The 20,801-nt window shown below is 73.4% G+C and carries 20 protein-coding genes; 6 read left to right on the top strand and 14 right to left on the bottom strand.

All coding sequences use genetic code 11. The features are described 5' to 3' along the window. The first annotated feature begins 607 nt into the window (after positions 1-607). A complete protein-coding gene (locus ACFO3J_RS29980; protein WP_386436010.1) occupies positions 608-1,687 on the top strand; it encodes an aldo/keto reductase in 1,080 nt (359 codons plus the stop codon). A 47-nt stretch (positions 1,688-1,734) separates the two neighbouring features. On the opposite strand, the gene ACFO3J_RS29975 is transcribed toward ACFO3J_RS29980, so the two are convergent. From ACFO3J_RS29975 to ACFO3J_RS29960, 4 genes are all read right to left on the bottom strand, one after another. After that, the gene (locus tag ACFO3J_RS29975) at positions 1,735-2,832 is read right to left on the bottom strand and encodes a Rieske 2Fe-2S domain-containing protein (RefSeq protein ID WP_386436007.1); all 1,098 of its coding nucleotides are present in this window, start codon (positions 2,830-2,832) and stop codon (positions 1,735-1,737) included. A 405-nt stretch (positions 2,833-3,237) separates the two neighbouring features. Continuing rightward, the gene (locus ACFO3J_RS29970) at positions 3,238-3,675 is read right to left on the bottom strand and encodes an NUDIX domain-containing protein (protein WP_386436004.1); all 438 of its coding nucleotides are present in this window, start codon (positions 3,673-3,675) and stop codon (positions 3,238-3,240) included. A 44-nt stretch (positions 3,676-3,719) separates the two neighbouring features. Then, positions 3,720-4,700, bottom strand: coding sequence for a lysylphosphatidylglycerol synthase transmembrane domain-containing protein (locus tag ACFO3J_RS29965; RefSeq protein ID WP_386436002.1), 981 nt, complete (start codon positions 4,698-4,700; stop codon positions 3,720-3,722). A gap of 199 nt (positions 4,701-4,899) precedes the next feature. Further along, a complete protein-coding gene (locus tag ACFO3J_RS29960) occupies positions 4,900-5,313 on the bottom strand; it encodes a hypothetical protein (protein WP_386435999.1) in 414 nt (137 codons plus the stop codon). A 168-nt stretch (positions 5,314-5,481) separates the two neighbouring features. Here ACFO3J_RS29960 and ykgO point away from each other — a divergent pair, with 168 nt between their 5' ends. Further along, positions 5,482-5,604 (top strand): type B 50S ribosomal protein L36, encoded by a 123-nt coding sequence (gene ykgO / locus ACFO3J_RS29955; RefSeq protein WP_093734809.1) that lies wholly within the window; start codon positions 5,482-5,484, stop codon positions 5,602-5,604. A 155-nt stretch (positions 5,605-5,759) separates the two neighbouring features. On the opposite strand, the gene ACFO3J_RS29950 is transcribed toward ykgO, so the two are convergent. Next, a complete protein-coding gene (locus tag ACFO3J_RS29950) occupies positions 5,760-6,404 on the bottom strand; it encodes a TetR/AcrR family transcriptional regulator (RefSeq protein ID WP_386435997.1) in 645 nt (214 codons plus the stop codon). 59 nt (positions 6,405-6,463) lie between these two features. Further along, complete coding sequence (locus tag ACFO3J_RS29945) at positions 6,464-7,933, bottom strand: MFS transporter (RefSeq protein ID WP_386435994.1); 1,470 nt, start codon at positions 7,931-7,933, stop codon at positions 6,464-6,466. 383 nt (positions 7,934-8,316) lie between these two features. On the opposite strand from ACFO3J_RS29945, the gene ACFO3J_RS29940 reads away from it, so the two are divergent. Further along, positions 8,317-9,039 (top strand): class I SAM-dependent methyltransferase, encoded by a 723-nt coding sequence (locus ACFO3J_RS29940; protein ID WP_386435992.1) that lies wholly within the window; start codon positions 8,317-8,319, stop codon positions 9,037-9,039. 102 nt (positions 9,040-9,141) lie between these two features. On the opposite strand, the gene ACFO3J_RS29935 is transcribed toward ACFO3J_RS29940, so the two are convergent. Beyond that, positions 9,142-10,731 carry an extracellular catalytic domain type 1 short-chain-length polyhydroxyalkanoate depolymerase gene (locus tag ACFO3J_RS29935; protein WP_386435989.1) on the bottom strand — a complete coding sequence of 530 codons (1,590 nt, stop codon included), beginning with the start codon at positions 10,729-10,731 and terminating at the stop codon, positions 9,142-9,144. A 274-nt stretch (positions 10,732-11,005) separates the two neighbouring features. Between ACFO3J_RS29935 and ACFO3J_RS29930 the strand changes: the two genes are divergently transcribed. Then, the gene (locus tag ACFO3J_RS29930; RefSeq protein WP_386435986.1) at positions 11,006-11,851 is read left to right on the top strand and encodes a 3-hydroxybutyrate dehydrogenase; all 846 of its coding nucleotides are present in this window, start codon (positions 11,006-11,008) and stop codon (positions 11,849-11,851) included. A 48-nt stretch (positions 11,852-11,899) separates the two neighbouring features. Here ACFO3J_RS29930 and ACFO3J_RS29925 read toward each other — a convergent pair whose 3' ends face one another. Then, complete coding sequence (locus ACFO3J_RS29925; RefSeq protein ID WP_386435983.1) at positions 11,900-12,523, bottom strand: TetR/AcrR family transcriptional regulator; 624 nt, start codon at positions 12,521-12,523, stop codon at positions 11,900-11,902. A 61-nt stretch (positions 12,524-12,584) separates the two neighbouring features. Between ACFO3J_RS29925 and ACFO3J_RS29920 the strand changes: the two genes are divergently transcribed. Then, complete coding sequence (locus ACFO3J_RS29920; protein ID WP_386435981.1) at positions 12,585-13,493, top strand: oxidoreductase; 909 nt, start codon at positions 12,585-12,587, stop codon at positions 13,491-13,493. 7 nt (positions 13,494-13,500) lie between these two features. Here ACFO3J_RS29920 and ACFO3J_RS29915 read toward each other — a convergent pair whose 3' ends face one another. Then, complete coding sequence (locus ACFO3J_RS29915) at positions 13,501-14,367, bottom strand: oxidoreductase (RefSeq protein WP_386435978.1); 867 nt, start codon at positions 14,365-14,367, stop codon at positions 13,501-13,503. 157 nt (positions 14,368-14,524) lie between these two features. Beyond that, complete coding sequence (locus ACFO3J_RS29910) at positions 14,525-15,025, bottom strand: DUF1003 domain-containing protein (RefSeq protein WP_386435975.1); 501 nt, start codon at positions 15,023-15,025, stop codon at positions 14,525-14,527. A gap of 195 nt (positions 15,026-15,220) precedes the next feature. On the opposite strand from ACFO3J_RS29910, the gene ACFO3J_RS29905 reads away from it, so the two are divergent. Beyond that, positions 15,221-17,203 (top strand): helix-turn-helix domain-containing protein, encoded by a 1,983-nt coding sequence (locus tag ACFO3J_RS29905; protein WP_386435973.1) that lies wholly within the window; start codon positions 15,221-15,223, stop codon positions 17,201-17,203. Positions 17,204-17,221: 18 nt separating this feature from the next. Here the strand turns inward: ACFO3J_RS29905 and ACFO3J_RS29900 are convergent, their stop codons facing one another. Genes ACFO3J_RS29900 through ACFO3J_RS29885 form a run of 4 tightly spaced genes read right to left on the bottom strand, consistent with a single transcriptional unit; the run spans position 17,222 to position 20,800 of the window. Beyond that, positions 17,222-18,322: a branched-chain amino acid ABC transporter permease gene (locus tag ACFO3J_RS29900; RefSeq protein WP_386435970.1), complete on the bottom strand. Its 1,101-nt coding sequence runs from the start codon at positions 18,320-18,322 to the stop codon at positions 17,222-17,224. Continuing rightward, positions 18,319-19,206, bottom strand: coding sequence for a branched-chain amino acid ABC transporter permease (locus ACFO3J_RS29895; RefSeq protein WP_386435968.1), 888 nt, complete (start codon positions 19,204-19,206; stop codon positions 18,319-18,321). The genes ACFO3J_RS29900 and ACFO3J_RS29895 overlap by 4 nt, the downstream gene beginning before the upstream one ends. Then, positions 19,206-20,051 carry an ABC transporter ATP-binding protein gene (locus ACFO3J_RS29890; protein WP_386436017.1) on the bottom strand — a complete coding sequence of 282 codons (846 nt, stop codon included), beginning with the start codon at positions 20,049-20,051 and terminating at the stop codon, positions 19,206-19,208. The genes ACFO3J_RS29895 and ACFO3J_RS29890 overlap by 1 nt, the downstream gene beginning before the upstream one ends. A gap of 5 nt (positions 20,052-20,056) precedes the next feature. Next, positions 20,057-20,800, bottom strand: coding sequence for an ABC transporter ATP-binding protein (locus tag ACFO3J_RS29885; RefSeq protein WP_386435965.1), 744 nt, complete (start codon positions 20,798-20,800; stop codon positions 20,057-20,059). Position 20,801 lies beyond the last annotated feature (1 nt).

Genomic DNA, 20,801 nt, shown 5'->3' with positions numbered 1-20,801 from the left:
ATTTGGCCGAGACAGGCCGCTGGCGGTGGACGGACCGGACGGGAGCCGGCCCCCGCTTCGCCCGCTCGCGCGGCGCCTGTCGCTGGCGGTGGGCCCGCCGCGGCGGCTCGACGGATTTGGCCGAGACAGGCCGCTGGCGGTGGACGGACCGGACGGGAGCCGGCCCCCGCTTCGCCCGCTCGTGCGGCGCGCCTCGCTGGCCGCTGGCCCGCCGGCGGCTCGACGGACTTCGCCGAGACAGGCCCCCGGCGGCGGGCGAACCGGACGAGAGCCGGCCCGCGCTCTGCCCGCTCGCGCGGCGCGCCTCGCTGGCGGCTGGCCCGCCGCGGCGGCTCGACGGACTTCGCCGACCGGGCCCTCACGGCAGACATCCCCGAGTGCGACCTCAAGGAGGCGCCCGCGCTGCTCCGCGCCCACCCGCCCGCGCCGCCGCAGGCGGCACCCGCGGCACCCGCGGCCCCCGGCCGGTGACTCCTCCATCGAAGGCGTCCGGCGAGAAAAGCAGGATCGTGCAAGAGGTCGGGAGCTTCGTTCTACCGTTTCAGCAGGTCACGGTGGTTGGCTGGAGGACATCGGATCCCACCCCACGAACCGCGGGAGTACTCACATGACACTCGACAGCTATGTCACGCTGGGCCGGTCCGGGCTGCGGGTCAGCCCCTTCTGCCTGGGTGCGATGAACTTCGGCGAGGAGGGCGGCTGGGGCTGCGGCGTACCGGAGTCCGAGACGATCCTGCGCGCCTACCTCGACCGCGGCGGCAACTTCGTGGACACCGCCAACTTCTACACCAACGGCCACTCGGAGAAGATCATCGGCGACTTCCTCGCCGCCCGGCCCGGTCTGCGCGACCGTCTCGTGCTGGCCACGAAGTTCTTCGGCAACATGCACCCGGGCGACCCCAACGGCGGCGGCGCCGGCCGCAAGGCGGTCATCGCCCAGCTCGAACAGTCGCTGCGCCGCCTCGGGACGGATTACATCGACCTCTACTGGCTGCACAACTGGGACGCGCACACGCCCGTCGAGGAGACGATGCGCACCCTGGACGAACTGGTCACGGCGGGCAAGATCCGCTACGTCGGCTTCTCCAACACCCCTGCCTGGTACACCGCCCAGGCGAACACGATGGCGCTGCTGCGCGCCTGGGCCCCGGTCATCGCCCTCCAGGTCGAGTACTCGATGCTGGCCCGTACGGTCGAGGGCGAACTCGTCCCGCTCGCCCTGGACGCCGGCATGGGCGTGCTGCCGTGGAGTCCGCTCGCGGGCGGCTTCCTGTCCGGCAAGTACCGCCGCGGCGCCGAGACCCGCGACACCCGGCGCGGCTCGATCACCGGCGGCCCGAGCGATGCCCAGTACGAGGTCATCGAAGCGCTCACCGCTGTCGCCGCCGAGGCCGAGGCGAGCCCGGCGGCGGTCGCGCTGGCCTGGCTGCGCGGGCGGCCCGCGGTCGCCGCGCCCATCCTCGGGCCCCGCCGGATCGAGCACTTCGAGGCGAACCTGGCGGCATTCGACGTCACACTGACCGAGGCGCAGGTCGCCGCCCTGGACGAGGCGTCGGCGCCCCGGCTGGACTACCCGTACGACCTCAATCGGCAGGTGGGCCCGATGCTGCAGTTCGCCGGCACCACTGTCGACGGGCAGCGGTCCGCCGTCTACCCGCCGCTGCTGGAGGACGCGACCCGCTACTGATGCCGGCGCCGCGGCGGCCCGGAGTCCGGCACCGGAGCCCGCAGGCCCTAGGCCGGCAGCGGCGCCGTCGGGTCGGTGGGATCGGTCGGGCCGGACAGATCCGTCCGGCCGCCGGGAGGTGTCGCTTCGGCCCGCGGCCAGGTGTCGGCGGCGCAGAGCGCGGCGGCGCCGCAGAGGGCGGATTCGGGGCGGATCGGGATGCCGTTGAGGCGCAGCACGCGGCGGACGTCGAGGATGAGCGGGAAGACCTCCTGGTTCCAGTCCTCACCCTGCTCGTCCCAGGCCCGCTGCTCCGCCTCGACCGCCATCCGGTCCTCGGCGAACACCCGCTCGGTGAAGCGGCGGATGAAGGGCCAGGCGAGATGGAGCGCGCCCGGGACCGGCGGCTTCTCGATCATGAGCAGACCGTAGACATGATTGGTGCGCTGCTCGACATCCTCGGGTACATACGCCACCCAGAGGGAAAAGGCCGGGAATTCGGCATTCTCGGCGACCAGGTGGAGTGTCTGGTACGGGTATTCGGTGCGGATGGTGATGACGTCGGGGGATGCGGAACCGCCGATGCCCTCGGCGGCGAGCAGACCGGCGCCGCGGTCCTTCTTGCCGCCGGCATGGGTGAACAGATAGCGGGCCTCGACGAATCGGGGGCCGGTCGAGGACTCCAGCAGCGTCGGCTGGATCTTGCCGAGGATGCCCCGGTGCAGGAACTGGTGGTTCATGTCGAGCAGATTCTCGTGCATGAAGGAGTAATGGCACCGCACCGTGCGCGAGAACACCATCGCCCGGTGCCGGGGCGAATGGAACTGCGGCAGTTCCGGCAGCGGGATGGTCTCCGCCTGCTCCGGGTCGCCGGGAAAGACGAAGACCAGCCCGTAGGCCTCGCGCACCGGGTAGGACCGCACCCCGCGCGGCGGCCGGTCCACGCCCTTGGGCAGATACGGGATCTGCGAGATGCGGCCGTTGCCGCGATAGGCCCAGGCGTGATAGCAGCAGCGCAGCGAGTCGCCCTCCACGACGCCCATGCTGAGCGGCACCTGGCGGTGGGCGCAGCGGTCCTCCAGCGCGTGGACCGTACCGCTCGCGCCGCGGTACAGCGCGATCCGCTCGCCCGCGAAGTTCGCGGCGAACGTGCTGTTCTTCCGCACACTTCCGGATACCGCGACCGGGTACCAGAAATTCGGGTGGATCCCGGTCCGCCGAAGATCGGTCGCCGCTCCGGAACGGTCGTCGCCGAAAGCGGGCCGCCCGGAGGATCCGCCGGGAAGGAGGCCGCTCGCCGACCCCGCCGCGAATGCCCTGTCCCTTTCGGAGTGCGTCTCGGTCATGCGCCTCTCCTTGCACGCGGTGCACGCGGGTCTTCGATACGGACGCGGGGAACGCGACATGTCCGGTACGTCTATGTCAACCCTTATCACGGCGCGTCAGCACGATCCAGTCAACATCCCCGCCCCGATAAGTCCGGTGAATGGCTCACCGGGAATCCGGGGCTGTCCCCGCCGGTGTTTCCCGCGCGGAGAGGCAGGGGGAGTTCCCTTGCGGGGTGATGCCGATTACCGGGCGCGCCACGTTTCGAGGTGGTCGCACACCCGGGCGGCGAGTTCGGCCGGGCGCAGGTCGAGCGCGGTGACGGCCGCCGCGTCCAGCGGGACGCGGACCGGTCGGTAGTCGCCCCGGTCGGGGTCGTCCATCTCGGGCCCGTGCCGCAGGTCCAGGTCCATCGTCAGCAGGGCGGCGAGGAAGTAGTGCTCCACGACGGTGGTCGCCCCGCCCTGTTCGGTCAGGGTCAAGAACTCCGTGACGGGGCCGATCGTGCCGCCGATCTCCTCCATGACCTCGCGCCGCAGGGCCGCTTCGAGGTCGGCGTCGTCGGGTTCGACGCTCCCGCCGACCGTGGTGCAGTAGGGGATCCCGCCCGGCCATCCCCGGCGCAGGAAGACCAGGTGATCCCCGTCGAGCAGCACCGCGCGAGCCTTGTGGCGGACCGTCATACGGGTGACGGTAGCGGGCCGGCCGCGAGGAGGGGGCGGCTTCGTCAGACGACCTTGCCGCGGACCAGCGCGCCCAGGGTCAGGGCGGCCGGCAGGAGGGGGAGCCAGACGGTGACGATACGGAAGGCCAGCACCGCCGAGGTGGCCGCCGCGGTGGGGGCGCCGGCCGCGACGAGGGCGATGGCCAGGGCCGCGTCCACCGAGCCGACACCGCCGGGGGCGGGGATGCCGGCGGCCAGGCAGGTGGCGGCGAGATAGGCGATCGCCACATGCGGGGCCGACACCGGCAGGCCCAGCGCGTTGGTGACGGCCACCAGGGAGACCGCCTGGAGCGCCGGGAAGGCGAGCGAACCGCCCCACAGCCCCAGCACGCGGGCCGGGCGCATGTGCAGCGACCGGACGTCCGTCAGCGCGGTGACCAAAAAGCCCCGGATGAAGCGGCGCACCCGGCGCATCGAGACCAGCACCAGCGCCACCGCCAGCGCGCCCGCCGCCAGGACCGCGCCGACGAACACCAGGGCGTCCCCGCCGGGCATCAGCCCGCCCAGGCGCAGCGCGTGCGGGAAGACCGTCAGCAGCACGAGCAGCAGCGTCACCCGGCCCACCGACTCGGCGAGCGCGTACAACGCCAGCGCCGCCGAGGTGCGGGCGAGCGGCAGCCCGCAGCCGCGCAGGAAGCGGAGGTTGACCGCGCCCGCGCCGATGCCGGCCGGTGTCAGCTGATTGGCCGCGGTCGCGGCGAACTGCGTGGCCAGCAGCCTCCCGGTGGGCAGCGATTCGAGTACGGTGCCCTGCCGGGCGAAGGCGACCGCCACCCAGCCGAGACTGGTCGCGGCCAGCGCGCCGAGCAGCCAGAAGCGGTCGGCGGCCAGCAGGTCGTGCCCGCCGGCCACCAGCAGGGAGCGGTGCCCGGCCGCCCACACCCCGACGGCCAGGGCCGGCACGAGGCAGGCGATGGTGCGCCAGGGCAGTCGCCGCCACCGCTCGGCGGCCGACACGCCCGGAGGAGTCGACGGATTGGCCATGGCTCTCGGTGGTCCCCGCTCGTCGCCCGCGCCGGCAGCTGCTTTCTGTCGCGGGCAGCCTCCCCGTCGCGGGATACGGCCGGGGGTCGTAGGACCGAGGAGCAGTGGTCGGCGAGGTGACCGGCAGAAGTCGCCGGCGAGCGCTCTCCCGAGCGGGGGCAGGCCGATCCGTGCCCCCGTCGCCGCCGGCGGCTGCCCCCTACGCCCCTTCGTCCCCGCCCCGGGCGTCCTTGTCCTGCTCACCCATCGCGCCCGGACTGGTGAAGTCGGGGCTGGAGAAGCCCGGGCTGGTGAAACCGGCCTCCTCCGGCACCAGGCTGTCCGCGTCCTGGGCCTCGTAGTCCGGGCCCTCGAAAGGCGGTACGACGAAATCCGGCGGGGTGAAGTCGCTGATGTCCGAGTCGGGACCGGAGAAATCCGGACTGGAGAAGTCGGGGCTCGAGAAATCCGGGCTGGAGAAATCCGGGCTGGAAAACCCGGGGGAGGAGACCCCGGGACCGTCCTGACCGGGGCGCGGGACGTCCGCTCCGTCCTCCGGCGCCGGCGGCCGCTCGCCGTCCCGCGCCGCCCGCTCCCCGTCGTCGGCCGCTGCCCGCGATCCCTGCTGGCTCATCCCGGTCCCCTGTCCGCTCGTCCGCCCCGCACGGCCGCTCCGGCCGCCTTCCGCCGCCGGCGCCGTGCCGTCTCGTCCCTCCGACTGCCCCGGAATGAACGGGCCACCGCCGGGGTTATCACCCACGCACCGCGGAGAACGAAGACGACGAGCAGGAAGGTGCCCAGAATGAAGGTTCGTAACTCGCTTCGGTCATTGAAGAAGATCCCGGGCGCCCAGGTGGTCCGCCGTCGCGGCAAGGTCTTCGTGATCAACCGCAAGGACCCCCGTAACAAGGCCCGCCAGGGCTGACCCGGCACGGCCGTCCGCATGGGCGAGCGGCCGTGGCGCCCCACCGCCGGCCGAGCTGTCGCTCAGCCGGCGGCGCTGTGTCCGCACCCGGGTCCCGCCGCGTCCCCGCCGCCGCTCGCGGACCGTGCCCGCCCCGGCAGGGCTGCGGCGGACCGTCAGGAGGACGTGTGGGGGTGCCTGGTCCAGCTGTCGATCCGGGTGAGCTGCTCGCGGGTGATCGCCGGGCGGGCGCTCGGCGGCTGCGGGGAGCGGAATCCCGCCAGATGGATCTCCAGATGCCGCTGCCAGGCGTCGGGGACGACGACGCCGCTGGTCTCCACCACACCCCGCAGCGCCCACACCAGCGCCATCACGTCGCCCAGGGTGATGTGCGGGCCGATCCGGCCGTGGTCCTGCGCCTGGGCCAGCAGCCCGGCGATCAGATCGCGCAGCTGCTCCACGCACGAGGCCTTGGAGCGGCCGACCAGTTTGTCGGCGTAGCCGTGGTGCTCGCTCAGCGAGCGCCCGATCTCCCGGAGGAAGTCCTCGAGACCGGTGCCGTCGGCGCGGTCGATCGCCTGCCGCGCCTCGGTCACCAGCTCCGCCAGGATCTGCGCGGCGATCTCGTCGACCAGCGCCTCCTTGTTGGGGAAGCGCCGGTAGACGGTGCCCACGCCCACGCCGGCGCGGGAGGCGATCAGCTCCATGCTGGCGTCGGTGCCGAACTCGGCCAGTACCGCGCGGGCGGCCTCCATCACGAGCTGGTGATTGCGTGCGGCGTCCCGCCGCATCGGCCGGGTCTGCGTGTCGTGCGCTGCCATCGTCACTCCCGGTCGATCCGGCGGGTCGGTGCGTGCCTTCGGGGCCGGCCCCGAAGGTTTCATTCCGACGTGTCCCCCACGACCGTACCGCCAGGTGCCAGTGCCAGCTCCGCCTGCGGGGATTCCCCGGTGTAGGTGATCCGGCCCCTGCCCCGGGTGGCCGGGATCAGCGCCGCGGCGAGCGCGGCGATCAGCAGGGCGCCGCCGAGCATGGCGAAGCCGTTGGTGTAGCCGGACTCGCGGGGCAGTCCGTCGGGCGCGGGGCTGGCGGTGACGATGCTGGCCATGAGCGCGGCGCCGATGGAGCCGCCGATGGTGCGGATGTTGGCGTTCATCCCGCTCGCGACCCCGGTCTGCTCCGGCGGCACCGCGCTGACGATCAGTGTGGACATGGCCGCGAAGGCCAGGCCGAAGCCGACGCCCATGATCGCGGTGGCCACGTACAGCTCCCAGGTGTGGGTGTGCGCGAAGGCCAGCAGCGCCAGCGAGCCGGTGGCGACCAGCGAGCCGAGCAGGACCACGGTCTTGCCGCCGACCCGCGCCGCGAACGCGCTCGCCCGCAGGCCCACCAGGAACATCGTGACGGTCATCGGCAGCAGGATCAGCCCGGACTGGGTGATGCTCGCGCCGAAGCCGTAACCGGTGGACTTCGGGGACTGCACGAACTCCGGCAGGAAGGCGAAGGTCGCGTACATGCCGACGCCGAACAGCAGCGCCACCAGGTTGTTGGTCCACACCGCGGGGCGGCGCATCATCGTCATGTCGATCAGCGGCATCGCGGACCTGCGCTCCACCTCGACCCAGCCGACCGCCAGCACCGCGGCGGCCACGAACAGGCCGATGACCTTGCCCGAGCCCCAGCCCCAGACGGGTGCCTGGCTCAGCGCCACCAGCAGGGCGACCAGCCACGCCGACAGCAGGAGGGCCGGCAGCCAGCTGATCCGGCCCGGCGTGCGGACCGGCGACTTGGGGATGAAGAGCGCGGCGGCCACGGCGGCGGCGACGGTGAGGATCATCGGCAGCCAGAACAGCCAGTGGTAGTCCAGCGCGTTGACGATCGGGCCGGCCAGCACGATGCCCAGGCCCGCGCCGACCGCGGTCAGCGAGGCGATGGCGCCGACCGCGGCGGACATCTTCTCCTTCGGGAACTCGTCCCGGACGATGCCGAAGGCCAGGGGCAGCACACCGCCGCCGATGCCCTGGATGACCCGGGCGACGATCATCACATCGACGTTGGTGGCCAGCGCCGCCAGCAGCGAACCCAGGGCGAGCGCGCCGAGCGTGGCGACGAACACCCGCTCCTTGCCGAGGATGTCGCCGATCCGGCCCATGATCGGGGTGAATATGGAGGCGGAGAGCAGATACGCCGTCAGCACCCAGGTGACGGTGTTCTGGTTGGTGTGCAGGTCCTCCTGAATGGTCGGCAGGACCGGGGTGACCAGGGACTGGAGCAGTGCGTACGCGCTCACGCTGGCAGCGAGAACCGCGAACGTGACCTGATGATGCGTGCGCCGGTTCTCGGACGCCATGGATCTCCTTCAAGCGAAAGTCTGGGCACGACGGACCGGGGACGGCCGCGGGTCGCCGGGCAGGCCGGTGGGGGCCGCGGTACGTCGGGACCGGTCGGTGGAGTCGAGGTAAGCGGAATCACAGTTCCGTTACGAGATCAGAATATCCCACCAGGAATGGCGATTCCGTTTCGTCGGGTGAGGTGTTGCACACAGCTGAAGCACATCGGCCGGCGGCCCGCGCGGGTGCCGTGCCACCTTCACCACGGAGCAACCACCGAGCGCCCCTTGAGCTTCCCGGCGGGCCGCTGCCCGGCGGCGTCTTCGGGAGGTCCACCCGCCGGGGCGGCGTCCCGGGCGTCCGGGCGGCACCGGTCCCCGCCCCGCCCGCCTATCCTGGCCGGATGTTCTCCTCCCAGGGGCCGAGCCTGCGGGAACTGGCCGGGCAGGCGCTGACGTCGGTCGAGCGCGGCTACGACCTGCTGGCCCCGCGATTCGACCACACGCCCTTCCGCACTCCCGACCGCTTCCTGGACGCCGTCGGCGCGGCGCTGGCGCCGCTCGGGCCGTTCGGCGACGGGCTCGACGTCTGCTGCGGGACCGGAGCGGGAGTACGGGCGCTGGGTCCGCTGTGCCGGGCGAGCGTCACCGGGGTGGACTTCAGCGCCGGGATGCTGGCGCGGGCGCGGGAGGCCCACCGCGCCGAGCGGCCGGCCCCGCGGTGGGTGCGGGCCGACGCCCGGGCCCTGCCCTTCGACGCCGCCTTCGACCTGGCGGTCAGCTTCGGCGCGTTCGGGCACTTCCTGCCCGCCGAGCGGCCGGCCCTCTTCGCCGGGGTGCGCCGGGCACTGCGGCCCGGCGGCCTGTTCGCCTTCCCGATCGGCGCGCCGCCGCCGCTGACCTCGCCCTGGTACTGGGCGTTCGCCGGCTTCGACACCGCCATGCGGGTGCGCAACGCGGTACGCCGGCCGCCCTTCGTGATGTACTACCGCACCTTTCCGCTCGAAGGGGTCCGCCAGGATTTGATCCGCGCCGGGTTCGGCGTGGAGACGCGCCCGCTGGCGGAGTTCGGCCGGCGGCCCGACGGGAGCCCGCGCTGCCGGCTGGTGCTGGCGCGGAGGGAATGACGTGACCGGGGGCCGGGGCCGGGCGCCGGGACGCCGAGGTGCCGGGCCCTTGCTCGAAGGGCCCGGCACGGTCGGGCGCCGGGACCGGCCGGCGCCCGGGGCTCAGCAGCCGCTGTCGGCGATCACGTAGTAGTCGGCGCCGGTCTGCTTGAGGGTGTGGGTGGTGAAGAGATTCCGCAGGCCCATGTTCTGGTTGGACCCGTCGGCGTAGGTGTAGCCGCCGCTCTGGTGGGCGCGGCCCGCCGTCACCTGGGCGTAGTTGCTGGCGGTGAAGCACGCCCCGCTGCCCCCGCCGCCGCCCGTCGCGGTCGTCGCGGTCACCGCGGCCGAGGCCGCCCCGACCGTCCCCGAGGAGTCGACCGCCGCGACCGTGTACGTATAGCCGGTGCCCGCGGTCAGACCGCTGTCGGTGTACGAGGCCGCGGTGGGGGAGCCGACCTCGGTGCCGCCCCGGTAGACGTGGTACGAGGCGGCGCCGCTGACCGCGCTCCAGCTCAGCGAGACCGAGGCGGAGGTGGTGGCGGTGACCGTCAGGCCGGTCGGAGCCGGCAGCGCGCCGGAGCCGCCGCCCGGCGGAGTGCTCCCGCCGGAGCCGTCGAGCCCCCAGAAGCGGGCGGTGTAGTAGCTGGAGCAGATCGTGTTCAGGTAGTACGCCCCGGTGGCGCCGCACTGGTCGGCGCCCGACCCGGGGTGGACGGCCAGGCCGTGCCCCATCCCGGAGATCTGGTAGAGCTCGACGGCCGGCCTGCCTGCCGGGTCGTTGTAGACGCTGAGCGTGGTGCCGCCGGTCAGCGACTGGGTGGAGGAGGCGGTCTGGGAGATGCCCCAGGCGTTCGTCCACTGGTCGCGCAGCTCACCGCTGTTGGCGGTGGCGACCGTGGTGTCCGAGGTGCCCTGCCAGATCGCCACCCTCGGCCACGGCCCGGCGTAGCCGGGGAAGGAGGCGCGGACCTTGTCGCCGAGTTGCGCCGGGGTGAGGTTCAGACTGCCGTACTGGCAGGTCGAGGAGGACGCCTGGGTGGTGGCGCACTGCGCGGGCAGGCCCGAGTCGACCGAGCCGCCGGCGAACACGTCGGGGTAGTCGGCGAGCAGATCGGCCGTCATACCGCCGCCCGCCGACAGACCGGTGACGTAGACGCGGTGGCTGTCCGAGCCGTACTGCGTGACCGCCTTGCTCACCATCGAGGCCACGGAGGCGGCCTCGCCCTTGCCGCGGGTGTCCTTGGACGAGTCGAACCAGCTGAAGCAGGACAGCGCGTTGTTGGTCGCGCTCGTCTGCGGGAAGACCAGCGCGAAGTCCCACAGGTCGGCGTACTTCTGCCAGCCGGAGTTGGCGAAGTAGTCACTGGCGCTCTGGGTGCAGCCGTGCAGGGCCACCACCACCGGGGCACCGGACGGCAGGTTCGCCGGCGCGTACTCGTACATCGCCAGGTTGCCCGGGTTGGAGCCGAAGGAGGTGACCTGGGTGAGGCCGGCCGCGCCCGCCGGGGCGGCGGTGGCGAAGGCGGTGAGACAGGCGGCGAGCAGGGCCAGCACACCGAGCACGGCCGCGCCGGCCGCCCGGCGCGGCGGTCCGGGCCGCGCGGGGCGGCCGGGCGCGGCCTGGACGGCGCGGCCCGCGGGGGCTGCCGCCGGGAGGCCGGTCGGGGGGACGGAGGATACGGACGAGGGGGGCATGGACGAGGGGGGCATGGCGACTCCATGGGGGGATGCGTATGGCGTTGGACGGTAGAACCGGCCGGTGGCGCCAGACACGTGACGGACCGCCACGTCGGCGCCGCGACGATGGCGTTCGCCCCCATTGCGGGCCGGCCGGACGCGTGACACCCGGGCCCGCCACCACCGGACGCGCCCGCGTGGACCCGGCGGCGCCGCCCGGACATGGCTGCGGCCACCATCCGCGGGCGGGCAAGTATGGGCACCGGCCACGTGTGCCGGTCCCCCCAACGTTCCTAGCGTGGCGGCCATGGAGAGCACTCAGAGCCCCGGTCCCGGCGGGCCGGTCGCCGCACGCCCCGCAGCCGCCGGCCCGGTCGCCGCATCCGGTACGTCCGCCGACTCCGGCACGCGCTTCCTGGAGGGGCGGACCGCTCTGGTCACCGGCGCGGCCAGCGGGATCGGCCGGGCCTGCGCGGTGGCCCTGGCCCGGGCCGGCGCGGCCGTCTACGTGGTGGACCGGGCGGCGGACGCGGCCAAGGAGGTGGCGGCCGGGATCGGCGGTACGTGCCTGGTGGTGGACCTGTCCGACCCGGAGGCGGTGGACGCGCTGCCCGCCGACGCCGACATCGTGGTCAACAACGCCGGACTGCAGCACATCGCGCCCGTCCACGAGTTCCCGCCCGAGCGCTTCGTGCTCATCCAGAAGGTGATGGTCGAGGCGCCGTTCCGCATCCTGCGGCGCACCCTGCCCCATATGTACGCGGGCGGCTGGGGCCGCGTCGTCAACATCTCCTCGGTGCACGGCCTGCGGGCCAGCCCGTACAAGTCCGCCTATGTGACGGCCAAGCACGCGCTGGAAGGGCTGAGCAAGACCGTCGCCCTCGAAGGCGCCGAGCACGGGGTGACCAGCAACTGCATCAACCCCGGCTATGTCCGCACCCCGCTGGTCGAGGACCAGATCGCCGACCAGGCGCTCACCCACGGCATCCCGGAGGAGGAGGTGGTGCGGCGGATCATGCTGGACCGCACCGCGATCAAACGCCTCATCGAGCCCGAGGAGGTGGCCGCCGCCGCGCTGTGGTTCTGCTCCCCGCACACCGGCTACATCACCGGCGCCTCCCTCCCGCTGGACGGCGGCTGGACCGCCCACTGAGCCCTGTCCGGGCGGTCCTCCAGGACCGGGGCCCGGCCCCGATCGTGCTCAGCGAGCCGCCGGGCCCTCGTCGCGCGGGCGCAGACCCTCCACGAGGGTCAGGACGGCGCCGGAGACGAGTTCCGGTACGGCGCGGTCGCCGGCCATCCCGGCGCCGACGACGGTGGCCAGCCCCTGGAGGAGCGCGAGCACCGCCATGGCCACCCGGTCCGGGTCGTCCGCGACGATCTCGCCGTCGCGCCGGGCCCGGTCGATCAGCGCCATCGGGGCGGCGAAGGCCAGGTCGTTGGCCCGTCGCAGACCCTCGGCGCCGGGCCGGTCCTTGATCGTGTGCATCAGCCGCAGCAGCGCGGTGTGCCGGGTCGCGAAACCCACATACGCCTGGGCGAAAGCCGCCAGCCGGGCCGCGAACGGCCCGCCCGCGCCGGCCATCGCGGCGTCCAGCTCCCGGCGCAGCCGCCGGAAGCCCTCCTCGGCCAGCGCGTCGAGCAGCGCCTGCCGGTCGGCGAAATGGCGCCTCGGCGCGCCGTGGCTGACACCGGCCCCCCGGGCCAGCTCGCGCAGCGACAGCGCGTCCTGCCCGCCCTCGGCGAGCATCCGTTCGGCGTGCCCCAGCAGCTCGGCACGCAGATTCCCGTGGTGGTACGGCTTGTCGGCGTCCGGCGGGGTCATGCCGTCCAGGGTATCGAATGTTGTCGTTGACTACAATGTAGGCAACGCCTACTTTGGAGATATGGAAACCGCACCCGCACTCAGAGCCCTCGGCCCCGGCGACCAGTCCGGCCGTACCGTGGTCGTCACCGGCGCCAACAGCGGCATCGGACTCGTCACCGCCCGCGCCTTCGCCCGGGCCGGCGCCCACGTCGTGCTGGCCGTACGAGACGTCGAGCGGGGGCGGCGGGCCGCACGGTCGGTCCCCGGGGACGCCGAGGTGCGCCAGCTCGACCTCGCCGACCTGGCCTCGGTCCGCCGCTTCGCCGACGGCTGGGACCGGAGCATCGACGTACTGGTCAACAACGCCGGGGTCGCCAATGTCCCGCTGCGCCGGACCCGGGACGGCTTCGAACTCCAGATGGGGACCAACCACCTGGGCCACTTCGCGCTGACCAACGCCCTGCTGCCGCACGTCACGGACCGCGTCGTCACCGTCGCCTCCAACGCGCACCGGGCCGCCGTGCTGGACCTGGACGATCTCGACTTCACCGGCCGGCCCTACCGGAGCGGCGCCGCCTACGCCGAGTCCAAGCTGGCCAACCTGCTGTTCACCCTCGAACTCCAGCGCCGGCTGACCGCCTCCGGCTCACCGGTCCGGGCGCTGGCCGCCCACCCGGGCGCCGCCGCCACCGACCTCAACCGGCACCTGGGGCCGGTCATGACCGCCGTCGCGTCCACCGTCGGCCGGTTCGTCCAGCAGTCCGACACCGCCGGCGCCGAGCCCACGCTCTGGGCGGCGACCGCCCAGCTCCCCGGCGGCGGCTACGCGGGCCCGGCCGGCTTCCGCGAGCAGCGCGGCCACCCCACCCTGGTCGGCCGCAGCCCCGCCGCCAGCGACCCCGACCTGGCCCGCGCCCTGTGGGCGGTCTCCGAGGAGCTCACCGGTTCCGGCTTCCCGGCGGTGGGCGCCGGCGCCAGGAGCGCGTAGGCCGCGCCTACACGCCGATGGTGTCGAGTTCGGTGACCGCTTCGTCCGGCAGGACCAGATCGGCGGCGGCGACGTTCTCCCGCAGGTGGGCGACCGAGGAGGTGCCCGGGATGAGGAGCGTCGTGGCCGATCGCTGGAGGAGCCAGGCGAGGGCGACCTGCTGCGCCGAGGCGCCGAGGCGGGCGGCGACATCGGTCAGCACATCGGACTGGAGCGGGCTGAAGCCGCCCAGCGGGAAGAAGGAGGCGAAGGCGATGTTCTCCGCCTCGCACCGGTCCACGAGGGGGTCGTCCTGCCGGTTGGCCAGGTTGTAGAGGTTCTGCACGCTGACGACCGGCGCGATGGCCTGCGCCTCGGTGAGCTGGGCGTCGGAGACGCCGCTGAGGCCCAGATGGCGGATCAGGCCCTGCTGCCGCAGCTCCGCCAGGGCGGTGAACTGCTCGGCCAGCGACGCGTCGTCGGTGCCGCCCTGCGAGCCGACCCGCAGATTGACCAGGTCGAGGGCCTCCAGACCGAGGCGCTGGAGATTGTCGCGGACCTGGGCCTTGAGGGACTCCGGCGCCAGTGAGGGCTTCCAGCCGCCGTCCGGCCCGCGCTTCGCGCCGACCTTGGTGACGAGGTGCAGACCGTCCGGGTAGGGGTGGAGGGCTTCCCTGATCAGCTCGTTGACGACGGCGGGCCCGTAGTAGTCGCTGGTGTCGATGTTGGTGATGCCCAGCTCCACCGCTTCGCGCAGCACCGCCAGGGCCTGCTCACGGTCCTTGGGCGGTCCGAAGACATTGGGGCCGGCCAGCTGCATGGCGCCGAATCCCATCCGGCTGACGCCGAAGCCGTCCGCGAGGGTCAGAGTTCCGCCGGGAGCACTGTCAGCCATTTCCTGGTGCCTTTCCTCGCTGTGCGAATGCTGTGTATTTGTTGTGCGGTTCTTTCGCCGGGGCCTGTCGCCCACCGCCCAACCTGGCACGACTCCCACCCCGCGGCATGTCCGCCGCTCGGCAGCGGGGGCGTGGGTGCGCCTTTAGGGCGTGCGCTCACGGGTCGGTCCGCGGCGGGCCGCTCGGGGCGCCGCTCAGCCGGTCGCGGCTGTCGGCGATGGCGTCCTGCACATGGCGCTCGATCCGGTCCGGGTCGAGCCCCAGCGCCTTGCCTATGTGGATCGACCACACCTCGGCCCGCAGATTGGTCTCGAAGTCCAGGTCCGCGCGGATGTTCTCCCGGGTCGCCTGCCGGTTCTGGCTGACCATCACGAAGGTGGACAGGAAGATGGCCTCCAGGCTCACGATCATGGTGAGCAGGCCGAACGGATAGCGGTCGAAGACCGCCCGCCGGCCGATCAGCCCCTCGTTCACGGCGATCCAGCCGGCGAACCAGACCGCGTGCAGATAGACGAAGCCCATGGTGCCGGCGAACGCGGTGATCGCGTCCGCGACCCGGTCCTGCGTGGTCCGCATGCGCGCGAAGACCAGCCGTTCGTGCTGGAGCGCTACGGACGGGTGGTGGGGGAGCGGATGGTCCTCGGGAGGGAGAGTCATGCAGCACATAGTGCCGGGTGGCGGGGGCGGTCCGGACCGGTGCGCGGCCGGGTCCGGCTCGGTAGGGTCGCAGACACGGAAGCCGCCGCCACGTCGATGTGAACGGCGCCGCACCCGACCGCACCCCATTTCCCGTGCGGGCGCCGGAGCACCGGCCCGCGCACGGGGCCGATCTCCCGCACGGTGGCCAACACGATGACATCACCTCCGGCATCCTCAGCGTCCTCAGCGTCCTCAGCGTCTTCGGCGACCCCCGCCCCCATAGCCCCCTACCTGCGCCGGCTGCTGGAACTCGTCGCGGACGACGCGCCCGCCGAGGAGTACGGCGCGGTCGCCGCCCAGGCCCGGGTCCGGGGGGCGAGCGCCGCCGACCTGTCCGAACTGGAGCAGGCCACCGGAACCGCCCTGCGGGTGCGCCGGACCCTGCGGCAGCACCGCCGCCGGGAGACCGAACTGGCCGCGCTCTTCGACACCGCGGGAGACCTGGCGGCCCTGCGCGACCTGGACGCCGTCCTCCAGTCGATCGTGCGCCGGGCCCGATCGCTGCTCGGCACCGACACCGCCTATCTGACACTGCGCGACGACGAGGCCGGTGACACCTGTATGCGGGTCACCGACGGCTCGGTGTCACCGCTCTTCCAGAACCTGCGGCTCAGCTACGGCGACGGCCTCGGCGGACTGGTCGCCCAGACCGCCCGCCCGTACGCCACCCCGGACTACCGCACCGACGAGCGGTTCCGGCACACCGGCTCGATCGACGAGGGCGTCCTCGACGAGGGCCTGGTCGGCATCCTCGGGGTGCCGCTGCTGCTGGGCAGCCGCGGCGGAGCGGGCGGCGACGGCGATGTGATCGGCGTGCTCTTCGCCGCCGACCGCACCCCGCGCCCCTTCTCGCCCGACGAGGTGGCCCTGCTGTGCTCGCTGGCCGCGCACGCCGCCATCGCCATCGACACCGCCAAGGCGATCACCGAACTCGCCGAGGCCGGCGCGGTCATCCGCGAGCACGCCGCGGCGATGCAGCGCGCCGAGGAGGCGCACGACCGGCTCACCGACCTGGTGCTGCGCGGCGGCGACCTCTCGGAGGTGGCCGCCGCGGTCGCCGGACTGCTCGACGGCGCCATCACCATCCACGACCCCGAGGGCCGTACGCTGGCCGCCGTCGGCCGTCGCGGCGAACCCTTCGAAGGCGCCGTCCCCGAGACCGCCTCGCTGGTCAGGCTGGCCGCCGACTCGCACGCCGCGGCCCGCGCGGTGCTCCGCGACAGCCGCTGGACCTGCGCGGTGCTGGCCGGCCAGGAACTGCTGGGCAGCCTGGTGCTCTACGGGCGGGGCCGGCTCGACGACTCCGACCGGCGGCTGTTCGAAAGGGCCGGGGTGGTGACCGCGCTCCTGCTGCTGCTCAGCCGCTCGGTCGCGGAGACCGAGAACCGGGTGCGCGGTGAGCTGATCACCGACCTGCTGACCGCCCCGGGGCGGGACCCGGCCGGACTGGTGGTGCGCGGCCGGCGGCTCGGGGTGGATCTCGGGCGCCCGTGCCTGGTGCTGGTCGCCGAGGCGGCCGACCGGCAGGAAACGGGCCACGACAAGCTGGCCGGGGCGGCGGGGCAGTATCTGTTCGGCAGCGACGGCATCAGCGCTGAGCACTCCGGCACGGTCGTCCTGCTGCTGCCGCACGACGGGACACTTCCCGGCCGGGCGGCCAGGGCCGCAGTCGCCCAGCTCGGCCATCTGGTCGGCGGCCCGGTCACGGTGGCGGCCGGCGGCCCGGCCTCCGGACCGCGGGCCATCGCGGACGCGCACGCCGAGGCGCTGCGCTGTCTGCGCGCGCTCCAGTCGCTCGGCCGGATCGGCGACGGCGCCAGCGCCGTCGAACTCGGCTTCCTCGGAGTGCTGCTGGGCAATGAGCGGGACGTCGACTCCTTCGTCACCGCGACGCTGGGCCCGCTGCTCGACTACGACGCGCGCCGCGGCACCGAACTGGTCCGCACCCTCGGCGCGTACTTCGCCTGCGGCGGTACCCTCACCCGCACCAAGGACGAACTGCATCTGCACGTCAACACGGTGGTGCAGCGCCTCGACCGGATCCAGGCGCTGCTGGGCGCGGGCTGGAACGACCCGGAGCGCGCGCTGGAACTCCAGCTCGCGCTCCGGCTGCACCTGCTGTCCGGCAACCGCTAGGGCCGCGGCCGGAAAGGCTCACCGCCGTGAAACCGGCGAACCTTTCCGGCCGCGGAGCCGGGCCGGGAGGCGGACGACGCCGCCCGGCAGCGCGTAGACCACCACCACGAACAGCGTGCCGAGCAGGAACAGCGGCTGCGACAGCGGCACCCGCAGCACCGAGGGCAGGCCGGCCACCGTGCCCGAGCCGGCCAGGTCGCCCAGGCGCTGGTCCGCCCAGGTGTAGAGGACCCCGCCGATCAGCGGGCCCCAGCGGGAGCCCGAGCCGCCCAGCACCACCATCACCAGCAGCGACAGGGTGAAATCGGAGGTGGTGGTCTGCGGGGTGGCGCCGCCGGTCAGCAGCAGGTGGACGATCCCGCCGACCGCGGCCAGCGCGCCGGCCAGCACGAACGCCGTCAGCTTGAAGCCGTACGGCCTCAGGCCCAGCACCTCCACCCGGCGCTCGTTCTCCTTGATGCCCTCCCAGACCCGGCCGGTGGGGGAGCGCACCGCCCACTGCACCACGGCGAGAGTCACCACCAGATACGCCAGCGCGATCCAGTACAGATTGACGGTGTTGCCGATGCCGGCCAGTGCCGCCGGCAGCTTGTCCGCCGGGATGGCCCGGCCCTCCTCGCCGCCGGTGAATCCGCCGGGGTCCCGTTCCACCAGGATCGAACCGGCCTGGGCGAAGGCCAGTGTCACCATCGAGAAGGCGATCCCGCTCACCCGCAGCGACACCGAACCCAGCAGCGCGGAGAGCGCGATCCCGAACAGCACCCCCAGCACGGCGGACGGCACGAACGGCAGCCCGGCCTCGGTCATGAAGGTGTTGGTGGCGTAGCTGCCCGCCGCGAAGTACAGGGCGTGCCCGAAGGACAGCAGCCCGGTGCGGCCGAGCAGCAGGTCGTAACCGGTGGCCAGCGCGCCGAACACCAGGCACAGCGCCAGCAGTTGCAGGCTGCCGGCCGAGCCGACCGGCCCGGCCAGCAGCCCCGGCAGCGGCAGCGCGCTGTACGGCGCCGCCAGCAGCGCCAGCAGCGCCGCCGCCGGCCACCAGCGGACGATCCGCCGTCCGGAACGGACCGGTGGAGCGCTCTCCCGAGTGGGCTCGCGGACTTCGGTGGCGGCGGTCATGCGAGCCTCCCGGTGAGGCCGCGCGGCTTGAGCAGCAGCAGCGCGGCGAGCAGGACGACCACGGCGAGGTCGCCGAGTCCGGACGCGGCGTAGTAGTTGGCGAACTGCTGGACCAGGCCCACCCCGACGGCCGCCAGCGCCGCGCCCGTCACCGAGCCCATGCCCCCCATCACCACCACCACGAAGGCGAAGATCAGCAGCGAGGTCCCCTGCTGCGGATCGACCGAGCCGTAGTACAGCCCGCCCAGCGCGCCGCCGAGCGCCGCGGCGGCCCCGCCGATCGCGAAGACCAGGGTGAAGGCGCGCCGCACATCGATGCCGAGCGCGGTGACCATCGCGCGGTCCTCCACCCCGGCCCGCACCACCAGGCCGTGCCGGGTCCGGCCGAGGAACAGCCGCAGCGCCAGCAGCACCACGACGGCCGCCGCGATCAGCACCAGCCGGTTCACCGGAATGCGCGCGCCCAGTAGCCCGAAGGTGCCGGACAGCGCCTTGGGCCCGGGGAACTGCCGGGCGTCGGCGCCCCAGATCGCCGACAGCAGCGCCGGCACCGCGAGCCCCACTCCGACGGTGGCCAGCACCTGCTCGCGCGGCCGTTCGTACAGCGGCCGGATCAGGGCCAGTTCGAGTACGACCGCGGCCACCGTGCCCACCGCGGTGCCGAACGCCACCGCCAGCACAAAGCCGAAGCCACCGGGACCCGCGCCCGGCACCCGCCCCGACGCGGCCCACCAGGTGGCGTACGCGCCCACCGAAAGCAGCGCGCCATGGGCGAAGTTGAGTACGTCCATCAGACCGAAGATCAGCGAGAGGCCCGAGGCCACCAGGAAGTACAGGGCGCCCAGGCCCAGTCCGGTGACGGCGAGCAGGACCACGGTGGACATCAGCCGGCCGCCTCTCCTGCGGCGCGGACGGCCCGCGGCGGGCCGTCCGGGGAACGGGCTGGCACGGTGCTTCCTCGGCTTCCACTGGTGTGTTCTCCGGCTGCCGCAGTTTCCCCGGCCGGCGCGGCGGAATCGGGCCGGTGGCGGCCGACGCCCAGCAGCCGCCGGGACGCCTCCGGGTCGGCCAGCAGCTCGGCGGCCGGCCCGGCGTGCGCGGTCCGGCCGTCCGCCAGCACCACGCAGTGCCCGGCCAGCCGCCGCACCAGTGCCAGATTCTGTTCGACCAGCAGCACCGGCACCGCCTGCGCGGCGCGCTCCAGCACCCGCGCCACCTCGGTGACCACCTTGGGCGCCAGGCCCTTGGTGGGCTCGTCGGCGATGACCAGCCGGTTGCCGTTCAGCAGGGTGCGGCCGATCGCCACCATCTGCTGCTGGCCGCCGGACAAGGTGCCGGCCAACTGGCCCGCGCGGAACTTCAGTTCGGGGAACAGCTCGTGCACCAGCGGATACGCCGGCCCGCCGGCGCCCGGCCGCTCGGCCAGCCGCAGATTCTCCGCCACCGTCAGCCCGGCGAAGACGCCCCGGTCCTCCGGCGCGTAGCCGATACCGCGCCGCACCAGCGTGTGCGTGGCCAGCCGTACCGTCTCCTCGCCCGCGAACCGCACACTGCCGGTGCGCGGGACCAGACCGAGCACTGCGCGTACCGTCGTCGTCTTGCCCGCGCCGTTGCGGCCCAGCAGCGCGGTCACCCCGCCCGGGGCGACATCGAGGTCCACCCCGTGCAGGATGTGCCGGCCGCCGATCACCACCGCCAAGTTCCGTACCACCAGCAGCGGTTCGTGCATCGAGGTCACAACGCCTCCCCGAGGTAGGCCTGCTGCACGGTGGTGTCCGCCATGACCGCCGCCGGGGTGTCGAGGGCGAGCAGCGTGCCGTGGTGCATCACGGCCAGCCGGTCGGCCAGACCCAGCAGGACGTCCATGTGGTGCTCGACCATCAGCACGGTGCGGCCCTCGTCGCGGTGCAGCGAGCGGATCAGCGCGGTCAGGGCCGGCACCTCCTCGGCGCTCACCCCGGCCATCGGCTCGTCCAGCAGCATCAGCCGCGGCTCGCCCACCAGCAGCACCGCCAGCTCCAGTTTGCGTTTCTCGCCGTGCGACAGCGAGCCCGCGACCGCCCCGGCCCGGTCGGCCAGGCCGGTGCGCTCCAGCACCCGGCCGACCCGGTCGGCGTACGGGCGGGCCCGCCGCCAGATCCGGTACGACCCGCCGTCCGCCGCCTGCGCGGCCAGCCGCACATGGTCGGCGACCGTCATGGCCGGCCACAGGCTGGAGGTCTGGAAGGTCCGGCCGAGGCCGCGCCGGGCCCTGGCCGGCACACTCTCGGCGGTGATGTCCGTCCCGTCGAGGCCGATCGAGCCTCGGCTGGCCGGCACCAGGCCGCTGATCAGATTGAACAACGAGGTCTTTCCGGCGCCGTTGGGACCGATGAAGGCCAGGAACTCGCCCTCGTCGACCGCGAAGGAGACGTCCTCGACGATCGTCGCGCCTCCCACCGACCATCCCAGGTCCAGCAGCCGCAGTACGGGAGCCACC

It is taken from the genome of Streptomyces polygonati, assembly GCF_042650325.1.
Lineage (GTDB): Bacteria > Actinomycetota > Actinomycetes > Streptomycetales > Streptomycetaceae > Actinacidiphila > Actinacidiphila polygonati.
The sequence above is the reverse complement of the archived record's forward strand: the minus strand, read 5'-3'. Positions and strand labels throughout refer to the sequence as shown.